We start from the raw sequence: 10,843 nt of genomic DNA, 5'->3' as shown, positions 1-10,843 counted from the left end.
GGCGGTCGAGTAGATCTTCCGGCCGGCCACGGCGACGACCTCGGCCGCCAGGTGGAGCGTGCTGCCCACGGGCACCAGCCGACAGGCAGGAGGTGCACCGAGTCGGCTTCGTGAACCTCTCCGGTCAGGGCCTCCCGGTGAGCAGCGGCCGGACGACCGTCCGGACGTCGGCCGCGGTGAGCGGGCTCAGATACCGCGCGGCGATCTTTCCGTCGCGGTCCACGAAGAGGGTGTAGGGCAGCGCCTGCGCCTTGTATCCCCTGGGCAGGCGGAGCAGCTGACGGCTCGCGGGATCGTGCAGGCTCGGGTAGGACAGCCGGTGCTCCTCCTGGAACGCCCGCCCCTTGTCCCGGCGGGCGTCCATGTTCACGCCGAGCACCTGGACGCCCTCGGCCGCCAGCTCCCGCTGTGCCTTCGACAGTTCGGGCGCCTCGGCCCGGCAGGGACCGCACCAGGACGCCCAGACGTTCAGCACGACGACCTCGCCCCGGTAGTCGGCGAGCCGGACCGGGCGGCCGTCCAGGTCCTCGCCCGTGAGGTCGGGGGCGGTCTGCCGGTCGGCGGCCGCCACCCGGACCAGCGGCGACACGGGAGAGGCAGCCGTCTCCCGCGGGGGCGAGCACGCGGCCGACGGGACGGCGATCAACAGGGCGAGCAGCGGTAACCAGCGGTGGACTGTCACGGCCGCCGAGTATCGCAGGGGGCGGTGACCGGGCCCGCACCCCGGGTGGCCGATACTGGGACACATGGCTTACGACGATCTTCGCTCCCTGCTCCGGGCACTGGAACGCGAGGGCGACCTCAAGCGTGTCAAGGCCGAGGTCGACCCGTATCTGGAGGTCGGGGAGATCGTCGACCGGGTCCAGAAGGCCGGCGGCCCGGCGCTCCTCTTCGAGAACGTCCGCGGCTCCGCCATGCCGCTGGCGATGAACGTCTTCGGCACCGACCGCAGGCTGCTGAAGGCCCTCGGCCTGAAGTCGTACGGCGAGATCTCCGAGAAGATCGGCGGGCTGCTGCGCCCCGAACTCCCGCACGGGTTCGTCGGGGTGCGGGAGGCGTTCGGGAAGCTCGGCGCGATGGCGCACGTACCGCCGAAGAAGGTGAAGGCCGACAGCGCGCCCGTGCAGGAGGTCGTCCTCCAGGGCGACGAGGTGGACCTCGACCAGCTGCCCGCCCTGTTCACCTGGCCGCAGGACGGCGGCTCCTTCTTCAACCTCGGGCTCACCCACACCAAGGACCCGGAGAGCGGGATCCGGAACCTGGGTCTCTACCGCCTCCAGCGCCACGACCGGCGCACCATCGGCATGCACTGGCAGATCCACAAGGACAGCCGCAACCACTACCAGGTGGCGGCGCGGCGCGGCGAGCGCCTGCCGGTCGCGATCGCCTTCGGCTGCCCGCCCGCCGTGACCTACGCCTCCACCGCACCGCTGCCCGGCGACATCGACGAGTACCTGTTCGCCGGGTTCGTCGCGGGCAAGCGGATCGAGATGGTCGACTGCAAGACCGTCCCGCTCCAGGTCCCGGCGCAGGCGGAGGTCGTTCTGGAGGGCTGGCTGGAACCGGGCGAGATGCTGCCGGAGGGCCCCTTCGGCGACCACACCGGTTTCTACACCCCGCAGGAACCCTTCCCGGCGCTGACCATCGACTGCGTGACGATGCGCCGCCGCCCCCTGCTCCAGTCGATCGTCGTCGGCCGCCCCCCGACGGAGGACGGCCCGCTGGGCCGCGCCACGGAGCGCTTCTTCCTCCCCCTCCTGAAGATCATCGTCCCGGACATCGTGGACTACCACCTCCCCGAGTCCGGCGGCTTCCACAACTGCGCGATCGTCTCGATCGACAAGAAGTACCCGAAGCACGCGCAGAAGGTCATGCACGCGGTCTGGGGGGCGCACATGATGTCCCTCACCAAGCTGATCGTGGTCGTCGACTCCGACTGCGACGTGCACGACCTGCACGAGGTCTCCTGGCGGGCCCTCGGCAACACCGACTACGCCCGCGACCTCACCGTCGTCGAAGGCCCCGTCGACCACCTCGACCACGCGTCCTACCAGCAGTTCTGGGGCGGCAAGGCGGGCATCGACGCGACGAAGAAGTGGCCCGAGGAGGGCTACACCAGAGACGGCGGCTGGCCGGACATGGTCCTTTCGGACCCGGATACGGCGGCGAAGGTCGACCGCCGCTGGAAGGAGTACGGCCTGTGAGCTCCGCCTCCGCAGCACTCCCGCAGCCGGGACGCACCAAGGCGTTCCTCCGCCTGGTGATGATCGAGCACTCGGTCTTCGCGCTGCCCTTCGCGTACATCGCCGCGCTGACCGCGATGTTCGAACTGGACCGGAACATCCACTGGGCGCGGCTGCTCCTGGTCACCATCTGCATGGTCGGCCTGCGGACGTTCGCGATGGCGGTCAACCGGATCATCGACCGCGAGATCGACGCCCGGAATCCCCGCACCGCCCACCGTGAGCTGGTCACCGGTGCGATGAGCGTGAAGCACGCCTGGACCGGCGCGCTGATCGCGGTGGCGGTCTTCCTCGGCTCGGCGGCCCTGCTCAACCCCCTGTGCCTGGCGCTCGCGCCGGTCGCCGTCATCCCGATGGTCGTCTACCCCTACGGCAAGCGGTTCACGAACTTCCCGCAGGCCATCCTCGGCCTCGCGCAGGCCATGGGCCCGATCGGCGGCTGGCTGGCGATCACCGGCGAGTGGTCCTGGGACGCCGTGATCCTGGGCCTCGCCGTGGGCATCTGGATCGGCGGCTTCGACCTGATCTACGCCTGCCAGGACGTCGAGACCGACCGCGAGATCGGCGTCCTGTCGGTCCCGGCCCGCTTCGGCATCCCGGCGGCGATCCGGGCGGCACGGGTCTGCCACGCGATCGTCACGGCCCTGTTCGTCTGGTACGCGGTGGAGACGCACGCGGGCGTCTTCTTCTGGCTGGGCCTGGTGATCGTGGCCGGTGCCTTCCTCTACGAGCACTCCATCGTCCGCCCGCACGACCTCTCCCGCCTCAACCGCGCCTTCTTCTCGACGAACGGTTTCATCGGCATCAGCCTCTTCGTCTGCGCCCTGATCGACCTGCTGATGCGAGGGCTCTCGGTGTAGCCCCTTCGAGTGGCGACGATCGGATGGCCGGTCGGAGGGGCCTCCACCGGCCACGTTGTCCGACGTCCGCGCCGCGGCGGGGACGATCCGAGGGCGATTCCCGTGAACGAGTTCACGGTCACGTGCTCCCCGCCCGCGCGGGGATCGTTCCCGGGCCGCGGCCCCGTCCTGAACACGATGGGGCTCGCCGGTACGCTCGTGGTGTGAACGCAGGAGAAACGCAGCGCGTGCCTTGGATCGTGGGGGTGTCCGGGGCGTCCGGTACGCCCTATGCCGCCGCCGTGCTGCGAGCCCTGCTGGACGCGGGCGAGAGCGTCGACCTGGTGGTCAGCCGGGCCTCGCGGCTCACGCTGCTGGACGAGACCGGGATCTCCTTCCGGGACGCGCACTGGCGCCAGGACCTGGGGGAGTGGCTGGCGCGGGGCGCCGACGGCAAGCCGGACACCTTCGAGACCGACCTGACGCGGGTGCGGTACTGGAGCGCCGGTGACCTGGCCGCCGGGCCGTCCTCGGGGTCGTACCCGGCCAAGGGCATGCTGATCGTGCCGGCGTCCACCGCCGCCGTCGCCGGGGTCGCCCTCGGGCTCTCCAAGGACCTGCTCCAGCGGACGGCCTCCGTCACCCTCAAGGAGCGCCGCCCGCTCGTCGTGGCCGTCCGCGAGACTCCCCTGGGCGGCCAGACCCTGCGCCACCTCGTCTCCCTGGACGACCTGGGGGCGGTCGTCGTCCCCGCCTCGCCGGCCTTCTACGCGGGCGCCACCCACATCCAGGACCTGGTCGACTTCGTCGCCGGACGCGTACTGGACGCCGCGGGCGTCGGACACCGGCTCTACCGCCGCTGGGAGGGCGACCTCGGCGGCGGCGCGGGCAAGTAGCGGTACCTCAGCACCACCTCTCATTGACTCCGGAACTTTCAGCGGAAGGCTTCGATCGCATGGACGCCGTGGACAGGCAGCTCATCCAGGCCCTGAGGGAGAACGGCCGGGCCTCGTACGCTGAGCTGGGCCGTCTCGTCGGACTGTCGGGACCCAGCGTCACCGACCGCATCAACCGGCTGGAGGCGGCCGGTGTCATCACCGGCTACCGGGCCACCGTGAACGCGGCCTCGCTCGGGCTCGGCGTGATCGCCCTGATCGGCATCTCCCTCTCCGACGCGGCCGACCACGAGGACGTGGCCCAGCGGCTGCGGGACCTGCCGGAGATCGAGGACTGCTGGTTCATCGCCGGCGACGACTCCTTCATGCTCAAGGTGCGGTCGACGGACGTCGACGGCCTGGAGAAGACCATCCGGCGGCTGTCCGGCACGAAGGGCGTGTCCCGTACCCGTACCACGATCGTGCTGTCCACGAAGTGGGAGAACCGGGTCGGGGAACTGCCCGAAGAGGTCTAGCCGTACGGTTGTCAGGGTCTTCTGGGGGAGTCTTCCGAGAAAGGTGTGGGAATGGACGTCGGGCTCAAGCGTGAGCTGGAGGAGAAGGTCAGGGCCGGTGAGCGGCTGACCCGCGAGGACGGCATCGCGCTGTACGAGTCGGACGACCTGGCCTGGCTGGGCGGTCTCGCCCACGAGGTGCGCACCCGCAAGAACGGTGACGTCGTCCACTTCAACGTCAACCGCCACCTCAACATGACGAACGTGTGCACGGCGTCCTGCGCGTACTGCTCGTTCCAGCGCAAGCCGGGCGAGAAGGACGCGTACACGATGCGCATCGAGGAGGCGGTGAAGCTCGCGAAGGCGATGGAGGGCGAGAACCTCACCGAGCTCCACATCGTGAACGGCCTGCACCCCAACCTGCCGTGGCGCTACTACCCGCGCTCGCTCAGGGAACTCAAGGCGGCGCTGCCGAACGTCTCGCTGAAGGCGTTCACGGCGACGGAGATCCACCACTTCGAGACGATCTCCGGGCTGTCCGCCTCCGAGATCCTCGACGAGCTGATCGACGCGGGCCTGGAGTCCCTGACCGGCGGCGGTGCGGAGATCTTCGACTGGGAGGTCCGGCAGCACATCGTGGACCACCGCACCCACTGGGAGGACTGGTCCCGGATCCACCGCCTGGCGCACGAGAAGGGTCTGAAGACCCCGTGCACCATGCTCTACGGCCACATCGAGGAGCCCCGCCACCGCGTCGACCACGTCCTGCGGCTGCGTGAGCTCCAGGACGAGACCGGCGGCTTCCAGGTCTTCATCCCGCTGCGCTACCAGCACGACTTCGTGGACATGAAGGACGGCAAGGTACGCAACCGCCTCCAGGCCCGCACCCAGATGGCCACGGGCGCGGAGGCCCTGAAGACCTTCGCGGTGTCGCGCCTGCTGTTCGACAACGTCCCGCACGTGAAGGTCTTCTGGGTCATGCACGGTGTGCAGACCGCGCAGCTGGCGTTGCAGCACGGGGCCGACGACATGGACGGCTCGGTGGTCGAGTACAAGATCACCCACGACGCGGACAACTACGGCACGCCGAACAAGCTGACCCGCGAGGACCTCCTCGACCTCATCCGCGACGCGGGCTTCCGTCCGGTGGAACGCAACACGCGCTACGAGATCATCCGCGAGTACGACGGCCCGGACCCGGCCCGCAGGGAGTCCCCGCAGCCGATGCGGGTCTGAGCAGCGGCCCGAGGACGCGTTCCCGGCTGCGGGTGCGACAAGCCCCCACGCACCCGCACCCGGAGACGAATCCGCACCCCCACGGCGGGTACCCGGCCCCCCACTCCCGCCTCATGCTCGCCGCCGGGCCGGCCGCGGTCACCCCGGAGCTGATCGTCGTACTCGGCGCCACCGCCGGAAAGGCCCTGCCCGGATCGTCGTTCCGGGTCGGTGAGGTGCGCGGGACCGTGCTGGAACGGGAGATGTACGGCCGCCCCGATGTCGGTAATGGCTAGACTGCCCGAGTGCCTCTTACCTTCACTCTCGATCCCGACATCACCCCCGCCCTCCGAGACGGCATCCTCGACCTGTGGACGGACGTCTCCAACGCGGGCGGAGCCGTCGGCTTCGTCGGCCCGGTGACCCCGGAGGACATCCGTCCGGAACTGGTCCGGCACCTTGTCGCCATGGCCGAGGGCCGCCACCGGCTCCTCGTCGGCCACGACGAGTCCGGCACCGTCGCCGCCACCGCCTTCTTCGCCTTCAACACCCACCGCCTGATGCAGCACTGGGTGTGGCTGTACACGGTGATGGTGCACCCCAAGCACCAGGGCCAGGGCCACGGCCGGGACCTGCTCGCCGCGGCCGCCGACGCGGCCCGCGGATTCGACGGCACGACCGCGATACGGCTCGCCTGCCGCGGCGGCCACGGCCTGGAGAGCTTCTACGGCTCCTGCGGATACCAGGAGGTCGGCCGGGTCCCCGACGCGATCCGGGTCGCCCCCGGCGACGACCGCGACGACATCACCATGCTGCTCCCCCTGGCCTGACCCACCCCGCTGCAAGATCGGCCCCACGCCGTGCTTCACTGGACGGTGCCCCATTTCGTCGTCGGAAGACTGGATTGAGATGCTCCGCTACACGCTGATGCGCCTCGGTATCTTCGCGGGCTGCCTCCTCGTCGTCTGGGGCCTCGTCTACGCCGGTGCGTTCCCCCGCGGCTTCGGCGACTCCAACCTGCTCTGGGTGCTGCTGCTGTCCCTCGTCCTGTCGGCGCCGATCAGTTTCGTCGTGCTGCGCAAGGAGCGGGACCGGGCGTCGGTCCAGGTCTCGCAGCGGGTCGACCGGATGAAGGCCAACATCGAGGCCAACCGCAGCCAGGAGGACGACGTGGCCGACGAGGCCGCCGCCCCGGCCCCGAGCCAGACCTCCTGAACCGCACGGGCGGCTCCCAACCTCCGCGCCCCAACTAGGCTTTGGTCCATGGGTGCCGTGAAGACCAAGCGGATGCCGCGGGCGGTCCGTGAGCAGCAGATGCTCGACGCCGCCGTGCGGACCTTCGGACAGCGCGGCTACATGGCCGCGTCCATGGACGAGATCGCCGAACTCGCCGGTGTCTCCAAGCCGTTGGTCTACCTCTACCTCAACTCCAAGGAAGACCTGTTCACGGCGTGCATCCGCCGTGAGGCCGACGCGCTGACCGAGGCGGTCCGCACCGGTGTCCGCCGGGAGCTGCCCGCCGACCGCCAGCTCTGGGACGGGCTCCAGGCGTTCTTCGCGCACACCGCCGCCCACCCCGACGGCTGGTCGGTGCTGCACATCCAGGCCCGTACGCACGGCGAGCGGTTCGCCTCCGTGGTGGCGGCGATGCGCGAGGAACTCGTCGCGTTCGTCACCCAGCTCATCGCCGTCGCCGCCCGGGAGGCGCTCCCCCACTCTCGAACATGCTCGCGCGGGGGGACCCCCATCGACCCCGACCTGGCGGAGGGGGAGGTGGCGGGCCTCGCCGAGGCCCTGGTCGGCGCCGCCGAGTCCCTCGCCGCCTGGGCCAACGCCACCCCGGCGGTGACCGCCAAGCAGGCCGCGACGACCCTGATGAACTTCGCCTGGGCGGGCCTGGGCAACCTGATGGAGGGACGCCCCTGGTCCCCGCCCCGCCCGACGCCGTCCGACCCGGCCGCCCCCCGTCCGGGCACGCTCCCCTGACCGCCCGCGCCGGCCACCGCGGCGCGTGTCCCCGCTCCGCCGCGTACCGCTGGGCGAAGTCCTCAGGCGTGGGGGTCGTGTCCAGGTAGAACCACTCGGCCTTCGGGCCGGGACCCGTCGTACGGCGGGGGAGCGGGTCCGCCTCGCCTCGCGTGCCCGTCCCGCCTCGCGGGTCCGGCCGCTGTCCCGCCTGCTCAGGCCTCCCCGGCGGAAACCCGGCCCCGTACGTGGACCCGGTCCTCGTCTGTGCCCCGCAGCTCGAAGCGGCCGGTGCCGTCCGCCGCGTACAGCACTGTCGCCGGGAGGGGCACCGGAGCCCGGAACTCCGCCGTCACCCGGGCCCGTTCGGGCACCCCGTGCGCGGCGAGACAGCGGGCGACCGTCCACATGCCGTGCGCGATGGCGCGGGGGAAGCCGAAGAGCCGGGCGGTGGGCGCGGAGAGGTGGATGGGGTTGCGGTCCCCGGAGGCGGCCCCGTACCGCCGCCCGACGTCACCGGCGATCCGCCACTCGTCGACGACGGGCAGCGGCTCGTGCTCCGCGTGCGGGACCGTACCGTCGTACGACGTCCGGTGCCGCGCGAGATAGGTGCTCCGCGACTCCCACACGACTGCCTCGCCGGCCCGCATCTCGGTCACGACGGCGGCCTCGGTACCGCGCCGGTGCGGGCCGAGCCCCTCGACGCGGACGGCGACCTCGTACACCTCGTCCGGGGGCAGCTCCGCATACCGGGAGATCTCGACGGACGTGTGCACGAGCCCGAGCAGCGGGAGCGGGAAGTCCCGGGCGCTCATCAGCTTCATGGCCAGCGGGAACCCGAGGACGTGCGGGTAGGTGACGGGCAGCCCCTCGGCCCCGGTGGCGAACCCGCAGACGCGCTCGTAGGCGGCGAGCTTCGCCAGGTCGGGGCGGAGCCCGGGGAGCACGAGAGGGGTGCGGGGGAACGCCGCGTCGAGTGCGGGCCTCTTGAAGGGCGACAGCAACGCCCCTCGCAGGAACAGGGGCCCGAGGGCGGGCGGGTTGTCCAGGACTGTCACGAAGTTCGCCCTTCCGCTACGCACCCAGCAGGCTCTGCCCGCAGACCCGTACGATCTGCCCGTTGACCGCCCCCGACCCCGGCTGCGCCAACCACCCCACCGTCTCGGCCACGTCCCCCGGTGTCCCGCCCTGCCCCAGTGAGTTCATCCGCCGTCCCGCCTCCCGGATGAACAGCGGGATCGAGGCGGTCATCCTCGTCTCGATGAACCCGGGCGCGACGGCGTTCACCGTCACCCCGTACTCGGCGAGCGCCCGCGGCGCGAGCCCCCGCACCAGCCCGACGATCCCCGCCTTGCTCGCCCCGTAGTTCGTCTGCCCCGCGTTGCCGGCGATCCCGGCGATGGACGCGGTGCCCACGATCCGCCCGCCGGCGTTGACCGCCCCCCGCTCCAGCAGCGCGTCCGTCGTGCGCAGCACGCTCCCCAGGTTCACGTCGAGCACCGAACCCCACCGCTCGGCCGGCATGTTGACCAGCCGCCGGTCCCGGGTGATCCCCGCGTTGTGGACGAGGACGTCGAGCCCCGACGGCAGCGCGTCGGCGATCCGCGCCCCCGCGTCCGCCTCGGTGACGTCGAGCGTGAGGGCCTCCCCGCCGAGCCGCTCGGCGACCGCGCGGGCCTCCGCGTTCGCCGCCGGTACGTCGAGGACGACCACCCGTGCCCCGTCCCGTGCCAGCGTCTCGGCGACGGCCGCGCCGATCCCGCGCGCGGCCCCGGTGACCAGTGCGGTGCGCCCGGCGAGTGGCCGTTCCCAGTCGTCCGGTACGGCGAAGGGGCCCGCGCCGACCTCGATCACCTGCCCGCTGACGTACGCCGACCGCGGGGAGAGCAGGAACCGCAGGGTGGACTCGGCGGACCGGGCGTCCCCGCCGAGCCGCACGAGGTTGACGGTCCTGCCCCGCCCGGCCTCCTTGCCCAGGGACCGGGTGAACCCCTCCAACGCCTGCTGTGCGGCGTACTGGTGGTGGTCCGTGGGGTCGAGCCGGGCGCCGAGCACGACGATGCGGCCGCTCGCGGCGACCGACCGTACGACGGGGTGCAGGGCCGCGTGCACCTCGCCGAGCGCTTCGACGTCCCGTACGCCGGTGGCGTCGAGGACGACGGCGGCGGGGGAGTGGGTGCCGGGCCGCAGGCCGGTGCGGGCCAGCACCGGTGCCAGTTCCGCGTCCAGATCCGGCTTCCCGGCGGTCAGGTGCAGCAATTCTCCGGTGAAACGGGGGTGTTCGGGAGACCAGCGGGTCAGCTCGGCCGGTTGCGGCAGCCCGAGCCGCCGGGTGAGGAAACGGCCGGGCGCGGTTCCGGCGAAGCTCAGATAACGGTCTGCCATGCCCAGCCCCCACGTGCTTACTCTGGAGTAAGGTTACCGGAGGTAATCCTATGTCACCGGGTATGAAGAGGTCGAGATGAGCGCTGTGAGGTTCCCTCGCCGGGTCGCGGTGATCGGCGGCAGTCGGATCCCCTTCGCCCGCTCCGACGGCCCGTACGCCACCGCCTCCGACCAGCAGATGCTGACCGCCGCCCTGGACGGACTCGCCGACCGCTATCAACTGGAACAGGCCGGCGCGGTGGGGGAGTTCGTCGCCGGAGCGGTGCTCAAGCACAGCCGGGACTTCAACCTCGCCCGCGAGACCGTGCTCGGCTCGAAGCTCGATGCGCGCACCCCTGCCTACGACATCCAGCAGGCCTGCGGCACCGGGCTGCAGGCGATCGTCGCCGCCGCCAACAAGATCGCCCTCGGACAGACGGAGTCGGCCGTGGCCGGCGGCGCGGACACGGCGAGCGACGCGCCCCTCGGCGTCAACGACGCGCTGCGCCGGATCCTGCTCGAAGCCCGCCGGGCGAAGTCCCTCCGCGGCCGGCTCGCGGCCCTCGCCAGGATCCGGCCCGGCCACCTCGTCCCCGACATCCCGCGCAACGCCGAGCCCCGCACCGGTCTTTCGATGGGCGAGCACGCGGCGGTGACCGCACGGGCCTGGGGGATCGGCCGGCAGGCGCAGGACGAACTGGCGGCGGCCAGCCACCAACGGCTGGCGGCCGCGTACGAACGCGGCTTCTTCGACGACCTGGTGGTCCCGTTCCACGGCCTGGAATCGGTCCAAAACCACCGCCCGGACTCCACCCTGGTGAAACTAG

12 protein-coding genes and 2 pseudogenes are annotated in these 10,843 nt (G+C 71.5%); 10 read left to right on the top strand and 4 right to left on the bottom strand.

The features are described from left to right. Both ABZ646_RS29660 and ABZ646_RS29655 read right to left on the bottom strand, forming a co-directional pair. Positions 1–81: pseudogene (locus ABZ646_RS29660) on the bottom strand (PaaI family thioesterase); the annotation flags it as partial. Between the two features lie 43 nt (positions 82–124). Then, positions 125–682: a TlpA disulfide reductase family protein gene (locus tag ABZ646_RS29655; protein ID WP_360525360.1), complete on the bottom strand. Its 558-nt coding sequence runs from the start codon at positions 680–682 to the stop codon at positions 125–127. A 64-nt stretch (positions 683–746) separates the two neighbouring features. Here ABZ646_RS29655 and ABZ646_RS29650 point away from each other — a divergent pair, with 64 nt between their 5' ends. The 9 genes and pseudogenes from ABZ646_RS29650 (at position 747) to ABZ646_RS29610 (ending at position 7,673) form a co-directional block, all read left to right on the top strand. Next, positions 747–2,204 carry a menaquinone biosynthesis decarboxylase gene (locus ABZ646_RS29650; RefSeq protein WP_360525357.1) on the top strand — a complete coding sequence of 486 codons (1,458 nt, stop codon included), beginning with the start codon at positions 747–749 and terminating at the stop codon, positions 2,202–2,204. Continuing rightward, positions 2,201–3,103, top strand: coding sequence for a menaquinone biosynthesis prenyltransferase MqnP (gene mqnP / locus ABZ646_RS29645; RefSeq protein ID WP_360525354.1), 903 nt, complete (start codon positions 2,201–2,203; stop codon positions 3,101–3,103). Before ABZ646_RS29650 ends, mqnP begins: the two co-directional genes overlap by 4 nt. 227 nt (positions 3,104–3,330) lie before the next feature. Next, positions 3,331–3,978: a UbiX family flavin prenyltransferase gene (locus ABZ646_RS29640; protein ID WP_360525351.1), complete on the top strand. Its 648-nt coding sequence runs from the start codon at positions 3,331–3,333 to the stop codon at positions 3,976–3,978. Between the two features lie 59 nt (positions 3,979–4,037). After that, positions 4,038–4,493 carry an Lrp/AsnC family transcriptional regulator gene (locus tag ABZ646_RS29635; protein WP_073901832.1) on the top strand — a complete coding sequence of 152 codons (456 nt, stop codon included), beginning with the start codon at positions 4,038–4,040 and terminating at the stop codon, positions 4,491–4,493. Between the two features lie 51 nt (positions 4,494–4,544). Further along, positions 4,545–5,708 carry an aminofutalosine synthase MqnE gene (gene mqnE / locus ABZ646_RS29630; RefSeq protein ID WP_344403562.1) on the top strand — a complete coding sequence of 388 codons (1,164 nt, stop codon included), beginning with the start codon at positions 4,545–4,547 and terminating at the stop codon, positions 5,706–5,708. Between the two features lie 116 nt (positions 5,709–5,824). Beyond that, a pseudogene (locus ABZ646_RS29625) lies at positions 5,825–5,968 on the top strand (uracil-DNA glycosylase); the annotation flags it as partial. Between the two features lie 24 nt (positions 5,969–5,992). Continuing rightward, on the top strand, positions 5,993–6,517 hold the full coding sequence (locus ABZ646_RS29620) for a GNAT family N-acetyltransferase (protein ID WP_360525348.1): 525 nt from the start codon (positions 5,993–5,995) through the stop codon (positions 6,515–6,517). A gap of 79 nt (positions 6,518–6,596) precedes the next feature. Beyond that, entirely contained in the window at positions 6,597–6,902 is a 306-nt protein-coding gene (locus tag ABZ646_RS29615; RefSeq protein WP_360525345.1) for a DUF4229 domain-containing protein, read from the top strand. A 48-nt stretch (positions 6,903–6,950) separates the two neighbouring features. Further along, positions 6,951–7,673, top strand: coding sequence for a TetR/AcrR family transcriptional regulator (locus ABZ646_RS29610; protein ID WP_360525343.1), 723 nt, complete (start codon positions 6,951–6,953; stop codon positions 7,671–7,673). Between the two features lie 194 nt (positions 7,674–7,867). Here ABZ646_RS29610 and ABZ646_RS29605 read toward each other — a convergent pair whose 3' ends face one another. Both ABZ646_RS29605 and ABZ646_RS29600 read right to left on the bottom strand, forming a co-directional pair. After that, complete coding sequence (locus tag ABZ646_RS29605; protein WP_360525340.1) at positions 7,868–8,710, bottom strand: MaoC/PaaZ C-terminal domain-containing protein; 843 nt, start codon at positions 8,708–8,710, stop codon at positions 7,868–7,870. Between the two features lie 16 nt (positions 8,711–8,726). Next, positions 8,727–10,037, bottom strand: coding sequence for a 3-oxoacyl-ACP reductase (locus ABZ646_RS29600; protein ID WP_360525337.1), 1,311 nt, complete (start codon positions 10,035–10,037; stop codon positions 8,727–8,729). A gap of 76 nt (positions 10,038–10,113) precedes the next feature. Here ABZ646_RS29600 and ABZ646_RS29595 point away from each other — a divergent pair. Continuing rightward, on the top strand, positions 10,114–10,843 hold a 730-nt coding region (locus ABZ646_RS29595), incomplete at its 3' end, for a beta-ketoacyl synthase N-terminal-like domain-containing protein (RefSeq protein WP_360525334.1).

The organism is Streptomyces sp. NPDC007162, from assembly GCF_040634175.1.
GTDB lineage: Bacteria > Actinomycetota > Actinomycetes > Streptomycetales > Streptomycetaceae > Streptomyces.
The sequence above is the reverse complement of the archived record's forward strand: the minus strand, read 5'-3'. Positions and strand labels throughout refer to the sequence as shown.